22 protein-coding genes are annotated in these 21,397 nt (G+C 64.7%); 9 read left to right on the plus strand and 13 right to left on the minus strand.

Annotated elements, in window-relative coordinates; all coding sequences use genetic code 11:
* Positions 1-16 precede the first annotated feature (16 nt).
* The 5 genes from BLS48_RS03790 to BLS48_RS03810 form a co-directional block, all read right to left on the minus strand.
* Positions 17-811, minus strand: coding sequence for an inositol monophosphatase family protein (locus tag BLS48_RS03790; RefSeq protein WP_091575694.1), 795 nt, complete (start codon positions 809-811; stop codon positions 17-19).
* A gap of 208 nt (positions 812-1,019) precedes the next feature.
* The gene (locus tag BLS48_RS03795) at positions 1,020-2,021 is read right to left on the minus strand and encodes an LLM class flavin-dependent oxidoreductase (RefSeq protein ID WP_091575695.1); all 1,002 of its coding nucleotides are present in this window, start codon (positions 2,019-2,021) and stop codon (positions 1,020-1,022) included.
* Positions 2,018-2,851 (minus strand): arylamine N-acetyltransferase family protein, encoded by an 834-nt coding sequence (locus BLS48_RS03800; protein ID WP_091575696.1) that lies wholly within the window; start codon positions 2,849-2,851, stop codon positions 2,018-2,020. The genes BLS48_RS03795 and BLS48_RS03800 overlap by 4 nt, the downstream gene beginning before the upstream one ends.
* A gap of 71 nt (positions 2,852-2,922) precedes the next feature.
* Positions 2,923-4,092, minus strand: a complete 1,170-nt coding sequence (locus tag BLS48_RS03805) for an AI-2E family transporter (RefSeq protein ID WP_091575697.1) — start codon at positions 4,090-4,092, stop codon at positions 2,923-2,925.
* A gap of 114 nt (positions 4,093-4,206) precedes the next feature.
* On the minus strand, positions 4,207-5,268 hold the full coding sequence (locus BLS48_RS03810) for an LLM class flavin-dependent oxidoreductase (RefSeq protein ID WP_091575698.1): 1,062 nt from the start codon (positions 5,266-5,268) through the stop codon (positions 4,207-4,209).
* A gap of 222 nt (positions 5,269-5,490) precedes the next feature.
* On the opposite strand from BLS48_RS03810, the gene BLS48_RS03815 reads away from it, so the two are divergent.
* Positions 5,491-5,919, plus strand: a complete 429-nt coding sequence (locus BLS48_RS03815) for a DUF6481 family protein (protein ID WP_091575699.1) — start codon at positions 5,491-5,493, stop codon at positions 5,917-5,919.
* 83 nt (positions 5,920-6,002) lie between these two features.
* Here the strand turns inward: BLS48_RS03815 and sugE are convergent, their stop codons facing one another.
* On the minus strand, positions 6,003-6,317 hold the full coding sequence (sugE, locus tag BLS48_RS03820) for a quaternary ammonium compound efflux SMR transporter SugE (protein ID WP_091575700.1): 315 nt from the start codon (positions 6,315-6,317) through the stop codon (positions 6,003-6,005).
* Between the two features lie 190 nt (positions 6,318-6,507).
* A complete protein-coding gene (locus tag BLS48_RS36540; protein WP_013528464.1) occupies positions 6,508-6,633 on the minus strand; it encodes a hypothetical protein in 126 nt (41 codons plus the stop codon).
* A gap of 210 nt (positions 6,634-6,843) precedes the next feature.
* On the opposite strand from BLS48_RS36540, the gene BLS48_RS03830 reads away from it, so the two are divergent.
* From BLS48_RS03830 to BLS48_RS03840, 3 genes are all read left to right on the plus strand, one after another.
* Positions 6,844-7,653: a transglutaminase-like domain-containing protein gene (locus tag BLS48_RS03830; RefSeq protein ID WP_091575701.1), complete on the plus strand. Its 810-nt coding sequence runs from the start codon at positions 6,844-6,846 to the stop codon at positions 7,651-7,653.
* 98 nt (positions 7,654-7,751) lie between these two features.
* A complete protein-coding gene (locus tag BLS48_RS03835; RefSeq protein WP_091575702.1) occupies positions 7,752-8,717 on the plus strand; it encodes a cation diffusion facilitator family transporter in 966 nt (321 codons plus the stop codon).
* Between the two features lie 65 nt (positions 8,718-8,782).
* Complete coding sequence (locus BLS48_RS03840) at positions 8,783-9,187, plus strand: GFA family protein (RefSeq protein WP_091575703.1); 405 nt, start codon at positions 8,783-8,785, stop codon at positions 9,185-9,187.
* A 6-nt stretch (positions 9,188-9,193) separates the two neighbouring features.
* Here BLS48_RS03840 and BLS48_RS03845 read toward each other — a convergent pair whose 3' ends face one another.
* Positions 9,194-10,462, minus strand: coding sequence for a DNA recombination protein RmuC (locus tag BLS48_RS03845; RefSeq protein WP_091575704.1), 1,269 nt, complete (start codon positions 10,460-10,462; stop codon positions 9,194-9,196).
* Between the two features lie 103 nt (positions 10,463-10,565).
* Here BLS48_RS03845 and def point away from each other — a divergent pair, with 103 nt between their 5' ends.
* The 4 genes from def to truA all read left to right on the plus strand — a co-directional run bounded on the left by def (position 10,566) and on the right by truA (position 13,435).
* Positions 10,566-11,096 (plus strand): peptide deformylase, encoded by a 531-nt coding sequence (def, locus tag BLS48_RS03850; RefSeq protein WP_091575705.1) that lies wholly within the window; start codon positions 10,566-10,568, stop codon positions 11,094-11,096.
* Positions 11,097-11,100: 4 nt separating this feature from the next.
* Positions 11,101-12,036: a methionyl-tRNA formyltransferase gene (gene fmt, locus BLS48_RS03855; RefSeq protein ID WP_091575706.1), complete on the plus strand. Its 936-nt coding sequence runs from the start codon at positions 11,101-11,103 to the stop codon at positions 12,034-12,036.
* Positions 12,033-12,542 carry a GNAT family N-acetyltransferase gene (locus tag BLS48_RS03860; protein WP_091575707.1) on the plus strand — a complete coding sequence of 170 codons (510 nt, stop codon included), beginning with the start codon at positions 12,033-12,035 and terminating at the stop codon, positions 12,540-12,542. Before fmt ends, BLS48_RS03860 begins: the two co-directional genes overlap by 4 nt.
* 131 nt (positions 12,543-12,673) lie before the next feature.
* The gene (gene truA, locus BLS48_RS03865) at positions 12,674-13,435 is read left to right on the plus strand and encodes a tRNA pseudouridine(38-40) synthase TruA (RefSeq protein ID WP_091575708.1); all 762 of its coding nucleotides are present in this window, start codon (positions 12,674-12,676) and stop codon (positions 13,433-13,435) included.
* A 244-nt stretch (positions 13,436-13,679) separates the two neighbouring features.
* Here truA and BLS48_RS03870 read toward each other — a convergent pair whose 3' ends face one another.
* From BLS48_RS03870 to dapE, 4 genes are all read right to left on the minus strand, one after another.
* The gene (locus tag BLS48_RS03870) at positions 13,680-15,290 is read right to left on the minus strand and encodes a PEP/pyruvate-binding domain-containing protein (protein ID WP_208604581.1); all 1,611 of its coding nucleotides are present in this window, start codon (positions 15,288-15,290) and stop codon (positions 13,680-13,682) included.
* Entirely contained in the window at positions 15,287-17,248 is a 1,962-nt protein-coding gene (locus BLS48_RS03875) for a DUF47 family protein (RefSeq protein ID WP_091575709.1), read from the minus strand. The genes BLS48_RS03870 and BLS48_RS03875 overlap by 4 nt, the downstream gene beginning before the upstream one ends.
* 496 nt (positions 17,249-17,744) lie before the next feature.
* A complete protein-coding gene (locus BLS48_RS03880; RefSeq protein ID WP_091575710.1) occupies positions 17,745-18,344 on the minus strand; it encodes a transporter in 600 nt (199 codons plus the stop codon).
* Between the two features lie 5 nt (positions 18,345-18,349).
* The gene (gene dapE, locus BLS48_RS03885; RefSeq protein WP_091575711.1) at positions 18,350-19,543 is read right to left on the minus strand and encodes a succinyl-diaminopimelate desuccinylase; all 1,194 of its coding nucleotides are present in this window, start codon (positions 19,541-19,543) and stop codon (positions 18,350-18,352) included.
* Positions 19,544-19,672: 129 nt separating this feature from the next.
* Here dapE and BLS48_RS03890 point away from each other — a divergent pair, with 129 nt between their 5' ends.
* Positions 19,673-20,716: a 2-dehydropantoate 2-reductase gene (locus BLS48_RS03890; RefSeq protein WP_091575712.1), complete on the plus strand. Its 1,044-nt coding sequence runs from the start codon at positions 19,673-19,675 to the stop codon at positions 20,714-20,716.
* On the opposite strand, the gene BLS48_RS03895 is transcribed toward BLS48_RS03890, so the two are convergent.
* The gene (locus tag BLS48_RS03895) at positions 20,682-21,392 is read right to left on the minus strand and encodes a hypothetical protein (protein WP_091575713.1); all 711 of its coding nucleotides are present in this window, start codon (positions 21,390-21,392) and stop codon (positions 20,682-20,684) included. The two genes, BLS48_RS03890 and BLS48_RS03895, sit on opposite strands and share 35 nt — an antisense overlap.
* Positions 21,393-21,397 lie beyond the last annotated feature (5 nt).

Here is a 21,397-nt window from a genome sequence, read left to right on the forward strand (position 1 = left end):
GCACGCTGGATCAGGATCAGAGCCTGAACGCCTCCGAAGAAAGCTCCTGCAGCTTCGAAAAGACACCCTTGCCGCCTGATATCACCAGCGTCCCGTCTCGCAGTACCGTCTTCGGATCGGGCTTGACGATTTTGCCGCCGGCCTCCTCGATCAACAGCATGCCGGCCAGGCAATCCCAGGCGTTCATGTGCTGTTCGACATAACCAAGCAGCCGGCCGGCAGCGACATAGGCAAGCATCAAGGCACCTGACGCGTTGCGGAAAAAGACGCCACCTTCGGCCAAGAGCATGCGGATCAGCACGGCGGCATGTTCGGTTTCCGCCCGGTTTGAGAATCCGGTCCCGACAGACCCTTCTTCCAGGCTGGTGGCCGCGCTCGTCTTGATCGTCTTGCCATTGACGAAGGCGCCGCCGCCGAGCCTGCCATGGAAGGTCTCGCCGGTCGACGGTTCATGGATGACGCCAACCACCGTCTCTCCGTCCCTGGCGCAAGCGATCACCACGCACCAGGCCGGGATGCCGCGCACGAAATTGGCGGTGCCGTCGATGGGATCGATGACCCAGACATAGCCGGTCGAGCCGGCGACCGAGGCATGTTCCTCGCCGACGATACCGTCATGCGGATAGTCCTTGGCAATGGCGGCGCGGATGAACAGTTCGACCTCGCGATCCGCTTGCGAGACCAGGTCCTGATGACCCTTGCTCTCGATGGTCAGACTGTCGAGATCGCGGAAATATTTCAGGCCGAGTTCACCGGCCCGCCGCGCCAGATCGATGGCGAACTGCACGCGTGCGTCGAGATCATGTGTCACCGGAGAGCTCGCTCTTGCCTATGGATGCCCCGCACTTAGAGCAGTTCACCGTTTCACGGAAACGGCGAACCGCTCTAACTCTTTGTTTTTACGCAATTTCCAAGGAAAAGCGCCGTGCGCTTTTCCCGGGAAAACCGTTTCACACTTTTCCTGTAATTGCTCTAGCAGAGCATCGATGTCCGCAAAAGCGCTTGGCGGCCGATAAATCTCAGGCCGCCTGCGACAGCGATTTGTGAGCTTCGGCCAGGATCTCGAACGACCGCACCCGGGCCGCATGATCGAAGATCTGCGCGGTGACCATCAGCTCATCGGCGCCGGTGCGGCGGACAAAGGCGTCGATGCCTTGCCTGACCGTTTCCGGGGAACCCACGACGGCGCAGGACAGCGCCTGGTCAAGCATGGTCCTGGCCATCGGATCGAGACCGCAGTCGTAGTTCTCGACCGGCGGCGGCAGTCTTCCGGGCCTGCCGGTGCGCAGATTGACGAAGGCCTGCTGCAGCGAAGTGAACAGCAATCGCGCCTCGGCATCGGTGGGCGCGGCAAAGACGTTGAGACCGAGCATGACATGCGGCTTGTCGAGCTGGTCCGACGGCTGGAAGCGCGAGCGGTAGATATCCAGCGCATTGTCGAGTTCCGCCGGCGCGAAATGCGAGGCGAACGCATAGGGCAGGCCAAGCATGGCGGCGAGTTGGGCGCCGTAGAGGCTGGAACCGAGAATCCAGATCGGCACGTTCTGGCCTTCGCCCGGCACGGCGCGGATGCGCTGACCTTCCTCGGCCGGCTGGAAATAACCCATCAGCTCGACGACGTCCTGTGGGAAATTGTCGACCCCCGCCTCGAGGTTGCGGCGCAGCGCCCGCGCGGTGCCCATGTCGGTGCCGGGCGCCCGGCCAAGGCCGAGATCGATGCGGCCCGGATGCAAGGCGGCCAGGGTGCCGAACTGTTCGGCGATGACCAGCGGCGAATGGTTGGGCAGCATGATGCCGCCGGCGCCGACGCGAATGGTCCTGGTGCCACCGGCGACATGGGCGATGACGACCGCGGTCGCCGCGCTGGCGATGCCCGGCATGTTGTGATGCTCGGCCAGCCAGTAGCGCTTGTAGCCCAGCCGCTCGGCATGGCGGGCAAGATCGAGCGAGTTGGCGAGCGACCGCGAGGCATCGCTGCCTTCGACGATCGGAGACAGGTCGAGGACGGAAAGGTCAGTCATGCGTTGGTCTCCACGATGTTCTTTTCGCGCAGCCTGGCTTCGAACGCGGCGCGGTCGGGAATGACGATGCCGAGTTGGCCTTGCAGCGTGTCGGCGAGTTCGGCTTCCGTGGCTATTTCCTTCTGCTCGCTGCGGCCGCCAATGTGGTGGATCGACAGGCGATTGCCGCGCAGTGCGTAACGTTTGTCCGGCAGGGCGAGCGCGGCGAGGATCGAAGAGAGGAAATGCGATGTCGGATTGGTCGACAGGAAGTAGTTGGTGACGGAATAGTCGACCTCATATTGCGGCTGCAGGTCGAAGCGGTAGAGCGAGCGCCAGTCGCCGCCGATGGCGGCCTGCAGTCGAAAATGATCGTCCGTCTCGACGATGCGGAAGGTCTCGTGCGGGGTCGTTTGTTCGCGGCCCGGCTCGAGCAGCAGCGGCGCGGTCAAGGTCAGGCCACCGAAACCGACATCGGCGATGACGGTGCGGCCGTCGAGTTCGACGCGTAGCAGCATGTGGCCGCGCGCGGTGATGGCATCCTCGCGCTGGCCCCACAGCACCCGCGCGGCAAGGCCGCTGACCTGAAAACCAAGCGCCCTCAGCGCATGCATGAAAACGAGATTGTGCTCGAAGCAGTAGCCGCCGCGACCGCTGGCGACGATCTTGTCCTGCAACGAGGCGAGGTCGAGCCGAACCGGCCTGCCAAGGAACGGATCGATGTTCTCGAACGGGATGGCTTGCGGATGCATGAGATGCAGTGCCTCGAGCGTGTCCAGCGACGCATCCCTCGAACCGGCATAGCCGATGCGCGTGAAGTAGGCATCGAGATCGAAGGGAGCATCGCTCATGGGACAGGCACCGGCATTGACTGGGCCGGATATAGGCATTCGATCCGGGTGCCGCAAACACGGTGCGCCGATTATGCGGGGGCCTTGCCGCCCTCCTCGGTCGGTTCCTCCACCACCACCACTGTCTGCTGCGCGGCGAGAAAATTGCCGACATGGCTGAGCCCGTCGAAATGATCGCAGAACACCTTGATGACGACCAGCAGCGGCACCGCCATCAAGGCACCGACGAAGCCCCAGAGCCATGACCAGAAGGCGATGGCAATGAAGATCGCCACGGCGTTGATCTCGAGGCGCCGGCCGACCACCATGGGTGTGACGAACTGGCCTTCGACTATATCACACAACAGCACGAAAGCCGGCGCCAGCAGCGCGTAGGAGATGGTGTCGAAGCTGATCAGCGCCATGATCGCGACAAGCACGATGGTCATCAGTGCTCCGACATAGGGCAGGAAGTTGAGCAGCGCCGCGGCCACGCCCCAGACCAGCGGATTGGGCATGCCGAGCGCCCACAGGCCGAGACCTATGACGGTGCCGAGGCCGACATTGATGATGGCGACGGTGAGCAGGTAATGCGAGATTTCGCGCTCGACGTCATAGACGACGCGCAGCGCCCGCTTTTTTTCGCTGAGGCTGGCGAAGGACTGGATGATCTTCTCGTAGAACATCGTGCCGGAGGCGAGCAGGAACAGCGACAGCACGAAGATGATGGTGAGGCTTGTCCCCGCCGACAGGATGTTGCTGGCGGCCGCCGACAGGATGCCGGACTGCGCCACCGCCACTTTCTGTATGCCCGGCTCCTGCGAGGTCTGGGTCATCTGTTCGACCTGATGCGAGATCTGCATGATCCTCTCGAGCGGACGCCGCAATTGTGCCAGTCGCTCGGTGAGCTGTTGGCCGATCGACGAGGTGTTGTTGAGGAGGTCGATGACCGGGCCGCTGAGCAGGTAGCCGGCGCCGGCGAAAACGCAGATCGACAGCAGCACCAGAAGGGTCGCCGAAACCATTTCGGGAATGCCGCGCTTGCGCAGCAGCCGGACGATCGGCGTCAGCGTCAAGGCCAGCAGGAAAGCCAGGATCACCGGCATGAAGAAGGCGCGGGCGAAGTAAAGCGCATAGACGGTCATGAACACAAAGATGCCGACGAGCAGCGAACGCATCAAATGCGTGTCCGCGCGTGCCTCGACGCGCGGATCCGGCTCATCGGCAACACCTGCGCCCGAAGCGGCGGGTTCGGCTTTCATCGTGGTCCCTCGGCGGCGCACCGCAATTGGTGCAGTCCGTCGACGGAAAACGCCGGCGTGGCTTCAAGGTTCCGTTAGCCGGCATTGCCCCTCGATGAGGGCGCTGCCGTCGGTTTATGCGGCAGGCGCCGTCACCGCCGGCGCGGACTTCGCCGTTTCCTTGCGCACGACCGGTGCCACCCTGGTGCCGTAGAGTTCGATCGCCTTCATGATCTTGGCGTGCGGCATGACGCCGATCGCCATCTGCAGCAGGAAGCGATCGTTGCCGAAGATCTTGTGCTGGGCGACGATCTTCTCGGCCACCTGCTCCGGATTGCCGACGAACAGCGCGCCGGTGGGACCGCGCGACTGGTCGAAATGCGCCCGCGATGTCGGGCCCCAGCCGCGCTCGCGGCCGATGCGGTTCATCACCTCCGCCTGGGGGCCGTAGAAATCATCGGCAGCCTGCTCGGTCGTTTCTGCAATGAAACCGTGCACGTTGATGCTGGTGGCGAGGCCCGCCGGATCACTGCCGGCGCGCTTGGCGGCCTCACGATAAAGGTCGAACAACGGCGCGAAGCGCGCCGGCTCGCCGCCAATGATGGCGAGCGCCAGCGGCAGCCCGAGCGCGCCGGCCCGCGCCGCCGACTGCGGCGTGCCGCCAATGGCGATCCAGACCGGCAGCCTGTCCTGGAACGGCCGGGGATAGACGCCGCGATCGTTGATCGGCGCACGCAGATTGCCGGACCAGGTGACCTTCACGCTGTCGCGGATGGCAAGCAGCAGATCGAGCTTTTCGGCGAACAGTTCGTCATAGTCCTCCAGATTGTAGCCGAACAGCGGGAAGGATTCGATGAACGAGCCGCGCCCGGCCATGATCTCGGCGCGGCCGCTCGACAGAAGGTCGAGCGTGGCAAACTGCTGGAAGACGCGAACCGGATCATCGGAAGACAGGACGGTGACCGCGCTGGTCAGCTTGATGCGCTTCGAACGCTCCGCGGCCGCGGCCAGCGCCACCACCGGCGCCGAGGCGGCATAGTCGGGCCGGTGATGCTCGCCGAGACCGAAGACGTCGAGGCCGACCTGATCGGCCAGTTCGACCTCCTCGATCAGATTGCGCAGCCGCTCATGCGGGCCGATGGCGCCGGGGCCCGGCTGCGGGCTGACGTCGGCAAAGGTGTAGAGACCGAGTTCCATGTCATGTCATCCTGGTGTTGGGCTTTTCGCGTTAGAGGTAGCGATCGGCCCGCTTCGTCGCCAGAGGGGCGGACGGTGAACAGTGAATGTCCGGTTCGGCCAAAAAAGGCGTCTCCCGGCTGCAACAAGCCAGAATTTCATGGCTGGCATACCGATTTGGCGCTTGAACTCTCGGCATTCGCGCGTATGTAAGCCTCGCGAATTGACTTCAGGGAAGTGGACTTGGCTATCTACAGGGAAAAAGATATTTTCGAGCGGCGCAATGCCGCGAACGAGGCAAAGAAGGCGCTTCTGGAGCGCTTCAAGTCAAAGCCGGCGGCAGATGACCCTGCGGTGCAGGCACGACAGGCCGAACGCAAGGCAATCCTCGAGGCGCGCCAGATACGCGAGGCCGAGAAGGCAAGGCTGAAGCAGGAAAAGCTGGCACGCGAGGCGGTCGAGAAGGCCGAGCGCGAGGCAGCGGCCGAAGCGGCACGCATTGCGGCCGAAGAGGCGGCACAGGCGGAGGCCAAGATTCGGGAAGCCGAAGAAAACGAGCGCATCGCCCGTTTGCTGGCCGACGAAGCCGAACGCAAGGCCAAGCGCGACGCGCGCTATGCGGCGCGCAAGCAGCGCACCGGCAGAACGCCCCCGGGCTTCTCCGCCCGCTAGCGCCTCCACGGCCAAGCGCCGAACTGACTTGGGATCAGGGTCGCCTTGCAGCGGCCCTGAAAGCGTTTGTCTTGAAGGCAGGCTCAGGCCGCGAACTTCAACCCCATGATGCCGCAGACGATGAGCGCGATGCAGGCCAGCCTGATCGCGGTGGCCGGCTCGCCGAGCAGCCAGATGCCGAGCAGTGCGGTACCGACAGTGCCGATGCCGGTCCATACCGCGTAGGCGGTACCGACGGGCAGCACTTTGAGCGCCAGGCCGAGCAGGGTGAGGCTGACGATCATCGAAGCCACCGTCAGGCCAGTCGGGACCAGCTTCGAGAAACCATCGGTGTATTTGAGGCCGATTGCCCAGCCGATCTCGAACAGGCCGGCAAAAAACAGCAAGATCCACGACATCGGGAGCGCTCCATCCGAGCATCGGACCGATGCTCGATCAAGGAATGGCGGGTCGTCCCGGCCTGATTTCGGGGGAGCGCGAGGTCGTCCCCGCCACGCCAATATGGGAATCTCGCGCGGCCGATCAACAACGGCCAGCGACATGACAATGTTGCCGGCCGTCATCCTGTCCAAAGCGGATTGACCGGACTTACTTGTCCTTGAGCTTCATCGCCTTGACCGGCGGCGCCTTCAGGGCCGGAGCCGGGGCGGGCTTCTTGGCGTCCTTCTTCGGCTTGCGGGCTTCCTTGCCTGCCTTCATCGCACCTTTAGCCATGATTCGTTCCTCCGATTGTGGGAAGCGAAGTGAAACAAGAGAATCGCCCGACCGCAAGGGGCTGCCACGGTTCGCTCGCGCCGGCCCTCCGCTGTCAACCGGTTTTCCCCTCGTAATGCGGTTCGGACCATGCCATGCTGTCTATCGCACTGCAGCATCAGCCAGGGGTTTTCGCCGGGCGATGGACCGGGCAGGCTGGTCAGGACAACAATGCGAATCCACATCGGCTGCGAGATGAGCTTCGACTTTCCGCAGGAAACGCCGCTCATCGCGATGCTGAATGTCCACTATTCCCGCGCATCCGATCTCGAGCGGCCGGATTTCCTGACCTCCAACCCGCCGGTGCCGATCGAAAGCTATCGCGACAGCTTCGGCAACTGGTGCAACCGTTTCGTCGCCCCGCCGGGACGCTTCACTTTCGGCACCGACGCGGTGATCCGCGACCCCGGCACCTACGAGATGCGCGACCTGATGGCCTGGCAGCACGAGGTGCGCGACCTGCCGTCGGACACGCTGCTGTTCTTGCTGCCCAGCCGTTTTTGCGAGAGCGACCTGCTGGCGAGCGAGGCGTGGCGGTTGTTTGGCCATACGCCGCTCGGCATCCCGCGCGTGCAGGCGGTCTGCGACTTCGTCCACAATCATATCGTCTTCAGTTACGGCAATGCGCGACCGACGCGCACCGCGGCGGAAGCCTATCGCGAGCAGAGCGGTGTGTGCCGCGACTTCGCCCACCTTGCCGTTACCTTCTGCCGGGCGCTCAACATCCCGACGCGCTACTGCACCGGCTACATCAGCGACATCGGCATGCCAAAGCCCTGGTCGAGCATGGATTTCGCTGCCTGGATGGAGGTCTATCTCGGTGGCCGCTGGCATGTCTTCGACCCGCGCAACAACGCGCCGCGCATCGGCCGCGTCCTCATCGCCTCCGGCCGTGACGCCGCCGACGTGCCGCTGACCCATATCTTCGGACCGGGCACGCTCGCCGGCTTCAAGGTGTGGACCGACGAGATCGTCGAGTAGGCACCTACCCTGAACGACTGCCCGGTTCGTGCGTTGTCAATGGCTGTGGAGCTTCGACAGGGGCTCCACTAAGCTCGGAGTTCCAACAGGGCAAGACAATGGCCGGTCATGGCGGATCGAAAAGGGTCATCTACGCGGCGCTCGCCGGCAATCTCGCCATCGCGTTGACCAAGTTCGCGGCCGCCTTCTTCACCGGCAGCTCGGCGATGCTGTCGGAAGGCGTGCACTCGCTGGTCGACACCGGCAATGGCGGGCTGCTGCTCTACGGCATGCACCGTGCCGCCCGCCCAGCCGACCGGACGCATCCGCTCGGTCATGGCCGCGAGCTCTATTTCTGGAGTTTCATCGTTGCCCTTCTCGTCTTCGCGCTTGGCGCCGGCGTGTCCTTCTACGAAGGCGTCATCCATATCATGGCCCCCGAACCGGTCGCCAACGCCAAGGTGAACTACATCGTTCTCGGCCTTTCCTTCCTGTTCGAAGGTAGCTCCTGGCTGGTGGCGCTGAAGGCGTTCCGCCAGCAGAAAGGCAAACAGGGCTGGCTGCGGGCCGTGCAAGCGAGCAAGGATCCGAGCGTCTACACGGTGCTGTTCGAGGACAGCGCAGCCCTGCTCGGCCTGATCGTCGCCTTCGCTGGCATCCTGGCGGCGGAATTACTCGACATGCCTGAGCTCGATGGCGCCGCTTCGATAGGCATCGCGCTTATCCTCGGCGCGACGGCGATTTTCCTGGCGCGCGAAAGCAAGAGCCTGCTTCTGGGCGAACCGGCCTCACCCGAAGTGCAGAAGCAGGTGCTGGCCATCGTCCAGCAAGACCCGGCGGTGCAACGAGCGAACGGTGTACTGACGCTGCATATCGGCCCGGAGGAAATCGTCGCTGGCCTGAGCATCGAATTCGAGGATCATCTGACGGCGCCGGAGATCGAAGCCTGTGTCGAGCGCCTCGAGAAACGGCTGAAGACGGAGATGCCGGAGATCATGCGGCTGTTCGTCAAGCCGCAGACCACGGGCACCTGGGAGCAGCGGCGCAATCTGATCGCACCCGCATCCGATCCGGCTCTGGACTAGCGCAGTGCCGTTGCCTCGCTGCCTTGGCCCGCTATGATCCACGGGTGGATTTTGGAGGAGCGGCGATGAAGATCGACGGCGGCTGCCATTGCGGCGCTATTGCTTACGAGGCGGAGGTCGACCCGGAAAAGACCTCGATCTGCCACTGCACGGATTGCCAGCAACTGACCGGCACGGCTTTTCGCGTGACGGTTCCGGCGCCCGAGGATCACTACCGGATCACGAAGGGTACGCCGAAAATCTACACCAAGACCGGGGCGAGCGGCGCCAAGCGCGCCCAGGCCTTTTGCGCCGACTGCGGTTCGCACCTTTACGCCACGTCGGTCGGAGATGGCCCGAAAGTCTATGGGATTCGAGCGGGAACCGCGCGCCAACGCGAGGATTTGATCCCTACACAGCAGAAATGGCACCGCTCGGCGCTGCATTGGCTGCCGGAATTTCAAGGCATGACAATCGTGGAGGAGCAGTAGCGCGGCTCAGTCGTCGCCTTCGACAACCCTCAGCCTGAGCTGTCCGGTCTTCGAATCGGCGACGCGCGCGCCGCCTTCGACTTTCGCAACGGGTGCCGACGAGGCCGCGACCGTGCCGTCTTCCACAGGCTGCGCGCCGAACTCCAGCGCCTCGATCTTCTGGCCGCGCTTGGTCACCTTCGACGTCGAGACGAGGATGTCGTCGATGTCCTTGGCCGACTGGCCGAAATGGACCTGCAATTTGCGCACCCGCTCGTCGACACGCGCGACATCCTCCATCAGCCGGATGACTTCGCCCTGGATCAGGTGCGCCTGTTCGCGCATGCGGGCGTCCTTGAGGATCGCCTGGATGACCTGGATCGACAGCATCAGCAATGACGGCGAGACGATGACGATGCGGGCACGGTGCGCCTTATGGACGATCGCCTCGAAATTCTCGTGGATCTCGGCAAACACCGATTCCGACGGCACGAACATGAAGGCGGTATCCTGCGTCTCGCCCTGGATCAGGTATTTTTCCGATATATCGCGGACATGGACCTCGATGTCGCGGCGGAACGCCTGCGAGGCGGCCTTCTGCAGTTCGACGCCATCGGCGGCGCGGATGGCATTCCAGGCCTCCAGCGGGAATTTGGCATCGATGGCAAGCGAAGGCGCGCCGTTCGGCATCTTCACCAGGCAATCGGGCCTGCTGCCGTTGGACAGCGTCGCCTGGAATTCGTAAGCGCCGTGCGGCAGGCCGTCGGCGACGATCGCCTCCATGCGCGACTGGCCGAAGGCGCCGCGCGTCTGCTTGTTGGAAAGGATCGCCTGCAGCTGCACGACCTGGCCGGCGAGCGACTGGATGTTGCCCTGCGCGACATCGATGATCGCCAGCCGCTCCTGCAATTTGGCCAGACTCTCATGGGTGGATTTGGTCTGCTCGGTCATGGTCTGGCCGAGGCGGCCGGTCATGGCGTCGAGGCGCTGGCCGATCGACTGCGTCAGTTCCGCCTGGCGTGCCCCGAACACCTCGGCGATGGCACCCATGCGGCCCTGCATCTCGGATTGAGACTGCAGAATGCCGGCCATCCGCGCCTCGGCGTCGCGCGCATGGTCGGCGGCTTCCGCAGCCGCCACGGCGCGCGCCTTGGCCGACCGCCACAACGCGACGACGAGCGCCACGAACAGGCCAAGAAACAGCAACACGGCGAAAGCCAGCGCATGGCCGAGCGTTATCGTGGAGGCGCCAAGCCGGGCGACGGGCTCCGAAAGGATGGATGTCAGGTCATTCATGTGGACAGCATAGATGATTCGGCATGCCGGCACAGATCAAAACGTGAACGCCAGCCAGGCGCCCCGGTTGACGCTTTTCACTGGACGTCTTACGTGGAACGCCATGCCGATCAAGCCGCTCATCATCCTTCCCGATCCCATCCTGCGCCAGGTTTCCAAGCCGGTGGAGCGTGTCGACGCGCCCTTGCGCAAACTAGCCGACGACATGCTGGCGACCATGTATGACGCGCCCGGCATCGGGCTGGCTGCGATCCAGATCGGCGAACCGCTGCGCATGCTGGTGATCGATCTCGCCAAGGAAGACGAAACACCGGCGCCGCACGTCGTCATCAATCCGGAAATCCTGGGCAGCGCCGACGCGCGCTCCGTCTACGAGGAAGGCTGCCTGTCGATCCCGGACTACTACGCCGAGGTCGAACGTCCGGCGGCGGTGCGGGTCAGGTACCTCGACCGCGACGGCAAACTGCAGGAGATCGAAGCCGAGGGACTGATGGCGACCTGCCTGCAGCATGAGATCGACCACCTCAACGGCGTGCTGTTCATCGACCACATCTCGAAGCTGAAGCGCGACATGGTGGTGAAGAAATTCAAGAAGCTCGCCAGGGACAAGGCGCCGGGCAAGCTGGTGGGATAGGGGAATGCCCCTTCGCGTCATCTTCATGGGCACGCCGGAGTTTTCGGTGCCGACGCTGCGCGCGATCGGCGAGGCCGGACATGAGATATCAGCCGTCTATACGCAACCGCCGCGCGCCGCCGGACGGCGCGGGCTGGAGCTGACGCCGTCACCGGTGCAGCGCGAGGCGGAGCGGCTTGGCGTCGAGGTGCGCACGCCGGTGTCGCTCAAGGGTGAGGCCGAGCAGGCCGCTTTCCACGTTCTGCGGGCCGACGTCGCCGTGGTCGTCGCCTACGGTTTGCTCCTGCCGAAGGCGGTTCTCGAGGCGCCGCGGCTCGGCTGCATCAACGGCCATGCATCGCTGTTGCCGCGCTGGCGCGGGGCCGCACCCATCCAGCGCGCCATCATGGCTGGCGACCGCGAGACCGGCATGATGGTGATGCGCATGGAAGAAGGGCTCGACACCGGCCCGGTGGGAATGGTTGAAAAATGCGCCATCGAACCCGATATGACGGCCGGCGACCTGCATGATCGGTTGATGGGCGTCGGTGCCGCACTCGTGGTGGAAGCGCTGGCGCGGCTGGAAAGGAACACCCTGACATTTACCCCCCAGGCGGTGGAAGGGGTGACCTACGCCAAGAAAATCGATAAGTCGGAGACTCGCGTGGACTGGAATCGCTCGGCGACCGAGGTCCACAATCACATTCGTGGCCTGTCGCCCTTTCCCGGTGCGTGGTCGGAGATTGAAATTGGCGGCCGCCCGGAGCGGCTGAAACTGCTTCGCTCGGTGCTTTCGCAAGGCGCGGGCGAGTCGGGAGGAATTCTCGATGACCGGCTGACGGTCGCCTGCGGGGCAGGCGCGATCAGGCTGGTCGAAGTTCAACGGGCGGGCGGAAGGCCCGCTGCCGCGTCGGAATTCCTGCGCGGGGCCAAGATCGAAAAAGGAATGAAATTCTCATGAGCATGATGTCGATACGCGCGGCGACGCCGCGGGATCGCGAGGCCATCCGCCTCGTCGAGGAGCACGCTTTCGGCCAGCAGGCGGAGGCCGGGCTGGTCGACGCGCTGGTGACCGGCGGCGACGCCGTTGCCGAACTGGTGGCGGAAGAGGACGGCCAGGTTGTCGGCCACATCCTGTTTTCCCGGCTGTTTGTCCGCAATGGCGGCAAAAGCTTTGCGGCCGTGGCGCTGGCACCGTTGGCGGTGGAACCTTCGTTCCATGGCAGCGGCATCGGCGGCGCGCTGATCCGCGAGGCGCATATCCGCCTCAGGGACGCCGGCGAGACACTGGCCGTGGTGCTGGGTGATCCGGCCTATTACAGCCGTTTCGGCTACAGCCACGCGCGCGCCGAAAACTTCGAGAGCGAGTACCAGGGCGAGGCGCTGCAGGCACTGGCCTGGGGCGACGCGCCGGAGGCAGGCAGGCTGGTCTACGCCTCGGCCTTCGGCTCGGCACTCGCCGCGTAAGCGGCGACAGCCCTGGAGCCGGATGATTTCAGGTCGAATCGACCTGAAATCTGAATCCGCCTCTAACTCAAAGAGAAAGAGCATGATGTCGTCTGAAGACCGCTTCACACTTTTCGGCATCATGCTCTAGCATGCCGCGTTTTCGCCTCGACATCGAATATGACGGCAGCTTGTTTGCCGGCTGGCAGCACCAGGCGGATCAGCCTTCGGTGCAGCAGGCGATCGAGCGGGCGATCGAGAAATTCTGCGGCGAAGAGGTCAGGTTGCGCGCCGCCGGCCGCACCGATGCCGGCGTGCATGCGACGGCCCAGGTGGCGCATGTCGACCTCGCCAAGGCATGGCCTGATGACAAGGTGCGCGACGCCGTGAACGCCCATCTTCAGGCTGCCGGCGCACATGTTGCCATCCTGAAGGCGATGGTTGTCCCGGACGATTTCGACGCGCGCTTCTCGGCCACCGGCCGCCACTATCTCTACCGCATCCTCAACCGCCGTGCGCCCTCGGCGCTGGAAAAGGGCAAGGTGTGGTGGGTGCCGAAGCGGCTCGACGCCGTCGCCATGCACGAAGCGGCGAAAGTCCTGCTCGGCCGGCATGACTTCACCACCTTCCGCTCGACGCAGTGCCAGGCCAACAGTCCGGTCAGGACGCTGGAACGGCTCGATGTCAGCCGGACAGGCGACATGATCGAGGTAAGAGCCTCGGCGCGTTCCTTCCTGCACAATCAGGTACGCTCGATGGTCGGCTCGCTGAAACGCGTCGGCGACGGCGGCTGGACCGTTGCCAACCTCCACGCGGCGCTCGAGGCGCGCGACCGCGCCGCCTGCGGCCAGGTGGCGCCGCCCGATGGGCTGTTTCTCGTCGGCGTCGACTATCCGGAGACCGATCAAGGCTGAGCGACGGCGGTATCGGTGAGGACCAGGTCCGACCCGATCAGCACGTCGGCCGCCTCGGGCGTCAACGCAAGCTTGAGTTCCACTTCCTTTGCCAACACCATAGGTCTCCGAGGTCCCAATCGCAGGCCGGCGCGACTGCTGATGCGTTTGGCCCGGCAATCTCGTCCGATGGCCTGCCAGGGATGAGAATGTCGCGATCGACCAAATCAGGCGAGACACCGCCGGTTGGTCCAGGGCCAGGCATTCATCCCTTCGTCGCGTGCAGTCGGTCGAGCCGCTGCAGCAATTCCGCCGGCACCTGCTCGGCGGTGCGCGATGCGCCCGCGAAAATCGTGCCGCCGTTGCCGTCAAGGGTGATCACCGCTCCGGGATCGAGCCATGTGTCGCCGAAACCGATCCGGTCCCTCGATTCGTCGATACGCATTGCCTCGCAGCCGACGAGGCAGACCTTGCCAAGCTGCCGCGCCACCACGGCCGCATGGGACGTACGCGCCCCGTGCCGGGTGAGCAGGCCCTGCACGCGCTCGAGCAGTGCAATGTCATCGGTCTCGGCGTTCTGCCGCGCGAGGATCGCCGGTTTTCCTTCCGTCTCGAGCGCCGCGACCTGTGCCTCGTTGAGGGCAACCACGCCGCTGACAACCCCGCTGGAGGCGGTCGCGGCATGGCTGAGCACCGTCGGCGCCGCGCCGTCCTCGGCCACGATGATGCGCGTCGTCAACGCCGCGGCGTCGAGGCCGGCGGTGCGGAGGCAGGCGGTTTCCCGGTCGATCAACCCTTCCTCCGCCATGTCGAGGGCGATGCGGGCGGCGGCCTGCGGCGTACGCTTGCCTTCGCGGGTTTGAAGCAGGAAGAGCTTTCCGTCCTCGATCGTGAACTCGAAATCCTGCATGTCGCCAAAATGCCGCTCAAGCGCCTTCGCCGCCTCGACCAGTTCCTCCCAGACGCGCGGCGCGATCGCCGCCAACCGGTCGTGACCCTGCGCGCTGCGCCGGCCGCTGACCACATCCTCGCCCTGCGCATTGAACAGGAAATCGACCCAGGGGGCGGGATTGCCGTCGCTGGGGTTTCGAGTGAAGCCGACACCGGCCCCGGACAGCCCGCCCGCATTGCCGAACACCATGCGCTGGACCGTCACCGCCGTGCCCATGCCATGGCTCAGTCCGCGCATCTCGCGGTAGGCGATGGCCTTGGCGCTCGACCAGGACCGGAACACTGCCGCGACCGCCGCTTGCAACTGCGCGACCGCGTCCTGTGGGAAGGCTTCGCCCGCTGACCGCCGATAGGTCTCCAAGTGCCGCTGCGCGAGATCGCGCAGCACGGCGAAGTCGAGAATGCGCTCTTCCTCGCCCAGCCGCACGGCGTCGAGGTCGGCCTCGAAGTCGGTCGCGTTGACACCCGCCACCACCTCGCCGTAGCCGGCGATCAGGCGGCGATAGGCGTCCCACGCCAACCGCGGATTGCCGGTCGACCGGATCAGTCCCGGCAGCGTCGCCTCGGTCAGGCCGATATTGAGCAGCGTCTCCATCATTCCCGGCATCGATACCGGCGCTCCGGAGCGGACCGACAACAGAAGCGGTCGGCGCGGATCGCCAAAGCCAAGGCCGGTCGCGGCCTCGAGCCGGACGAGTGCATCGTGCCAGAGTGCGGGTGTTGCCGTCTCCTGGTGGGCGCACAAGCCGGTGCCCAGCACGAAGGCCGGCGGCACGTTCAGCCCGAGCGCCGCCATCCGTGCAAGGTTGTACGCCTTGAAGCCCATCGTCTCGGGCGAAGCCGCTTTTTCCAGTGGCTTGCCGGCCACGATCAGACCAAGCTGGGCCGAACCTTCTGGCGGAGTACTCGTCGATGCGCCGCTCACGCTCGCCTCCCCTGGTTGCCGGCGCCGACCCGGGTGAGGACGAGGCCGCGCATCGCGTAGCCCGTGCGCAGCAGCGCGTCGGTGGATGCTTCCAGCGCGGCCGCGAAATCAGTGCCGAGGCTGAGCGTGGCCGCGTCCGAGACATTGCGCACGAACAGGCGCCTGATCTCGCGCGTCAGCACATCGCACGCCTTTTCGGCATCGACCACCCGCCAGCAGGCGGCCAGAAATTCTTCCTGGTCCTGCGCGAGGCTCGCTTCGTTGAGCGTGCGCGCGATGGCGAGCGCCTTGACATGGTCCTGTGCCGCCTCAAGCACCTTGTCGGCCAGCCGGCGCAGCGCGGTGCGCAATTCGTCGCTCCAGCCATGGTGATTGTCCTCGGCGATCAGCGACAGGATGAAAACGGCCTCCTCCAGCGCATCCGCCGCATCGTCGGCGCATTCGATCAGTTGCAGGAAGGGCAGCCAGCGCGCGTTGCCTGCGGCCTGGTCGCGCAGGCGCATCACCAGATGATCGGCCTTGCGTTCCCAGATCTTGGCACGCTCCGATAGCTTTCGAGCGGCCTTGACGTCTGTTTCGTGGCCATACGCCAGCGCATCGCGTATGCCTTCGGCCAAGGCGTGGCAGAAGGCGGCGTGCTCGCCGAGCAGCGCGAACTCGTCCCGGTGACGGCGGACATGGCGCGACAGCAGCAGCCGGATCTGGTCGGCGATCAGGGCGACGGTCTGGTCCACCTGCATGGCATGGGAGGAAAGCACGAGCGCCTCGGTCAGGAAATCCTGCGCCTCCGCCGCGCCCAGCACGCTGTCCAACCGGTCGCCGATCCGGAAATGGTCCGGAGACAGCGCTTCCATCGCGTCGAAGACCAATTGATCGGCCCCGGCCATGAGCCAGCCCATATGGCCCGCCTCGCGATGGGCTGCCTCGGTCAGCACCGCGATGGAAAGCGGCTTGGCGACAAGCCGGTTCAGCCGCTTGCGTGCCCGGTTCCAGTCGATCAGGAAGACGATGCGCGCGCCAAGACCCTCGAGGGCCGCGTCTGCCGCCGCGAGATCGGCGCAATCGAAGCGCGCCGTGCCGACGACGTAATCGGCGCCCGAGTTCAGACCGGCGCTGCGCCGCACGCCGACGTCCGACCATTGCGCTCCAATCTCCGACAGAAGGCCCTGGAAGAAGGCAAAGCGCCGCTCGTGCAGGTCCGAATAGGTGAGCGTGATCGAAAAACCCTCCATCTGGATCACCAGCACATGCACGTCGTTAGTGCCGATGTCGTTCTGGATGAGCAACCGCGCCCCGTCGCGCGTCGCCGCCGTGTCGAGGCCGGGATGGTCGAATTTGAGCCTGCGCGTGCGGTTCAGCCCGCGCATGAAGGCAGCGACGCGGGGGCGGTCGTCGGCATCGAGCTGCCAGACATGAGCACCGTCGACCGTATCGTCCGACATGTCGACCGCCAGCCGGTTCAGGCTCTTGTGCAGATCCATCACCAGAATGTGGAACGTATCGCTCTCGCCCCGCTTCCCGCCCGTCAGCGCGAGCATTTGGGCGTCGTCGAGCACGCCCGCATTCAACTTGTCCAGCCAGTCGCACCAATGATCGACCCGCGCGATTTGCGCCTTGTGGTCGGCATCCGCGCTGCCTTCCAGCGGCCGGGCCATCAGGCGGATGTCCTCCCCGAGCAGCTTGCCAAGTCGCGCCAGGTCGGCAAGATGCAACGTCCCGCCCTCCAGCCAGGCCGTCGCCTGCATCTCCATGAGCCACGGCGCGTTGATATGGGCGGCCGCATAGTCGCGACGCAGGTTGGATAGCGGAGCCGCGCCATCTGCGGCATGGGCAGCCGCGGCCTGAAGCGCGGTCAGTGCGAATTTCAGCCGGTCATTGGCTGCAAGCGCGCCGGTGATCCGGGCCGGCAGCAGCAGCTTCGATTGGCCGAGCGCGGCGACAACATCCACTTTTTCCATCTATCAGCCATCCATCCTGCCATAATGATAGATCGTTCTGTTCCTGCCTCGTTGTCCGCCTTCCAAAGTTTATCGAAATGAGAAGCCGGCTTTTTAACGAATATCGAAGCACTGTCATAATCTTGTCATGATAGATATACTCCGGAATCCGTACTTAATCATTGATCTGGCGCAAAGCATTCGATGGAAAACTTTCCAGCGAGTGACCGCTCGCAGGACGGAAGCTGCCATGATGGGCATCGTGCACGGCAATGCCCTTCATCCCGTAGGGTCGGGCAAACGTTTCAAATCACGGCCTTCTCAGCCCTTTCGGCCGCGGCAAGTCGGGATTGCGGCTCTGTCCGAATGGCGCCGACGAGATTTTGGTGGGCATGCGAATGCCAGGCCGGGTTCACCCGGACGGGTCGATATCCGCGATCCCGGCACTCGACGCGCGTTGCCTCGGCTGGATCGTGCAGGAACGTTATGAACACCCTGATATGGCGGTGGCCCAGGCCTAGATGTCACCCGGCACGGTGATGCCGAGCAGCATCTGCAGCCCGAACAGCACCATCAGCGAGGCGATGAACATGCCGACGAAAACGGCGGTGCCGACCGCGGCACCCTTGCCGATGGTGGCATTGGTCATGCGCCAGGTCAGCGCCATCGACAGCGCGAACAACAGCAGCGACACAAGGCTCGATATCTGGCTCGCGGATGTCAGGAAAAGCCTGATCAGTGCCGAGGGCAACATCAGCCAGGCGGTGATGGCCGAAGCCCAGTTGCTGGCAACGACATAGTGCACGAAGCGGCCGCCGATGCCGGCACGCCGCGCGACCAGGGCAAGGGCGACCAGCGGCAGCACCCAGGAGCCGATATCGACCGTTGCCAGGCGCACCAGCATGCCGAAGCGCCCCGCGAACGCATCGGGATCGCCGATCTCGTTGGCAATGCCGACCCAGCCGACGATCAGCGCCGGTGCGGCAACGACGATGGCAAAAAAGGAGTTCCAGAAACCGTCGGCCGACAGGTCGAGCAGACGCAATCCGTCGACCTTGCCGAGCATCAGCCGCCAGGCGCCGGTCAGCGAAGCTTGGGTCTCGTCCGCCGAAAGCATGCTGCTCAGCCCTGTCCGAACCAGTCGTCGATGAAGCGCTGGTAGATTTGCGTCAGCGTTTCGAGATCGGCAATGGCGACGCGCTCGTCGACCATGTGCATGGTCTTGCCGACCAGTCCGAACTCGACCACCGGGCAATAGTCCTTGATGAAGCGCGCGTCCGAGGTACCGCCGGAAGTGGACAGCGCCGGCTTCCTGCCGACCACCGCCTTGACCGAACCACTCAGTGTCTCGATCAGCCTGTCGTCGCGGGTCAGAAAGACGTGGCTCGGTCGATCGCGCCAGACAAGGTCGTAGTCGACCGGAGCCTTCTTGCCCGGCCGGTATTTCTTGCGCTTCGCCGCCTGGTCGAGGCGGTTGTGAATCTCAGCCTGGATCGTCTCGGCCGTCCAGGTGTCGTTGAAGCGGATGTTGAAGGTGGCGGTCGCTTTCGCTGGAATGACATTGGTGGCCGGGTTGCCGACATCGATGGAAGTGACTTCCAGGTTGGTCGGCTGGAAATCCTTCGTTCCCTTGTCGAAGACGGGATGCAGCAAGGCGTCGACAAGGCTCATCAGTCCGCGCACCGGATTGTCGGCAAGCTGCGGATAGGCGGCATGGCCCTGGCGGCCATTGACGGTGATGGCGCCCGACATGGAGCCGCGCCGGCCGATCTTGATCATGTCGCCAAGCGCATCCGGGTTGGTCGGCTCGCCGACAATCGAGGCATCCCACTTCTCGCCCTTGGCCGCCGCCCATTCAAGCAGCTTGACCGTGCCGTTGATGGCCGGACCTTCCTCGTCGCCGGTGATCAGCAGCGAGACCGAGCCTTTCGGACCGCCATTTGTCTCGACATGGCGCGCCACGGCGGCGATGAAACAGGCAATGCCGCCCTTCATGTCGACCGCACCACGGCCATACATCTCGCCATTGGCGATCTCGGCGGCGAAAGGCGGATGCGTCCAGGCGGCTTCGTCGCCGACCGGCACCACGTCGGTATGGCCGGCAAACATCAGATGCGGGCCGTTGCCGGAACGCCGCGCATAGAGGTTCTCGATATCGGGCGTGCCGTCCTCGGAGAACACTGGCCGGTCGACCAGGAAGCCGAGCGGTTTCAGCATGGTTTCCAGCGCAGTCAGCGCGCCGCCCTCAGCGGGCGTCACCGAGGCACAACGGATAAGGGCGGCGAGGTTTTCGGCGGGATCGGTCGGCAGCGTCATGGCAAAAGCGATAGTCGAAAGCGGAAGGCCTGTCACGGCCAGACATAGGGGCCGGCCCAGTGGCCGACGATACCGCCGACATTATGGTTTTCATGTCGTATAATTGTGGGCTCCGGGGGGAGCGACAGGATGGCAGAAGGGGACAGAACAATCGTCATTGCCGGCGCCGGCAGCATTGGCTGCTATGCCGGCGGCTGCCTGGCGCTCGCCGGACGCCGGGTGATTCTGCTGACCCGGCCGCGCGTCGAGGCGGCATTGCGGCAGGGCGGATTGCGGGTCAGCGACCTTGATGGCCACGACCGCTCGCTCAAGCCGGAAGCGCTTGTCGTCACCACCGATCCGGCCGTCGCCTTGCCGAAGGCGGATGTGATCCTGGTCACGGTCAAGAGCGGTGCGACCACGGATATGGCCGCCCTGATCAAGGCCCATGCCCGTCCTGATGCCGTCGTGGTCAGCCTGCAGAACGGGATCGACAATGCCGACAGGCTGCGTGCCGGGCTTGACGGGCGAATGGTGCTGGCCGGCATGGTGCCATTCAATGTCGTGCAGTCGCCGGACGGCGAGTTGCCGCTGCGTGTGCATCGCGCCAGCGACGGCAAGGTAATGGTCGAGGACGGCAACGCCGGCCTGATCGGTCTCCTCGGCGTCGAAGGGCTTGCGGTCGAAGCCCATGGCGACATGAAGGCCGTGCTGTGGGGCAAGCTGCTGATGAATTTGAACAACGCGCTGGTCGCACTGTCGGGCCTGCCATTGGCTAGCGAACTCTCCGACCGTCGCTGGCGCCTGATCCTGGCCGGCCAGATCGATGAGGCGCTGCAGGCGATGAACGCGTCGGGCATCGCTCCGGCGCGGATCGCCGGCCTGCGGCCAGCACTGCTGCCGAAGGTGCTCCGGCTGCCGGACTGGCTGTTCCGGCTGCTGGCGCGACGCATGCTCGCCATCGCCCCCGAGGCGCGCTCGTCGATGTGGGACGATCTGCAACGCGGCCGGCCGACGGAGATCGACGACCTGCAGGGCGCGATCCTGAGGCTGGCCGAAAAGGCGGGCACATCGGCGCCTCTGACAAAACGGGTAGCGGCGCTGGTGCGCACCGCCGAACAGGAAAAACGAGGATCGCCCGGCCTGACGCCGGAACAGGTCAAAGCGCGGCCTGACGACCGTCGATCAGGGTGATCTTCTGCCAGATCTTGCGCGACAGGTTGGACGCCAGGTTCTCGATGTCGTTGACGCCGTCAATGACCACATCGTCATTGACCGATTGCGCGAACAACGCGGCGATCTTGCCGGTGATCGACAGCATCTCCGAGCAGTAGTCGAGATAGCGGGCAAGGTCGGCGGCGTTGGTGATGCGGGCCGGCGAATGTTCGGTCGGCTTGAAATTGGCCGAAAGTGCCGCCGGATCCTTGGTCAGCTGGTGCATGTCGATGACGTGGATCAGCGACCTGAGACCGTGCAGCTGGCGAAACACCTGCTTGCGCTTGATACGCTCCTCAGTGCGGATCAACGCCAGGAAACCGAGCACGGCGAGGATGATCATGTTGATCGTGGCCTCGATACCTTGCACCGACTGCACCGCATCGTCGGCCTGGGAAATGTGAATGAGCGGCAGGATGGTGCCGACAAACAGAAAGATCAGCGCGCCGGCGACGACCGCGGCGATGATGAGCCCGCGCAGCCACCAGATCGGCGCTTCGAGCGCCTTCGCCGCCTTGGCCAGATCGCGCGACAGCGACACCAGCTCGGCGGCGACGCCGCGCAGTCCGGCTTCGGGAAAACGGTCGGCGATCCGCTCTTCCAGCCGTTCGGCGGTTTCGACGATCAGTTCCGGATCAAGCGTGCGGTAGCGCATGGCGA

This window comes from Mesorhizobium qingshengii, assembly GCF_900103325.1.
GTDB lineage: Bacteria > Pseudomonadota > Alphaproteobacteria > Rhizobiales > Rhizobiaceae > Mesorhizobium > Mesorhizobium qingshengii.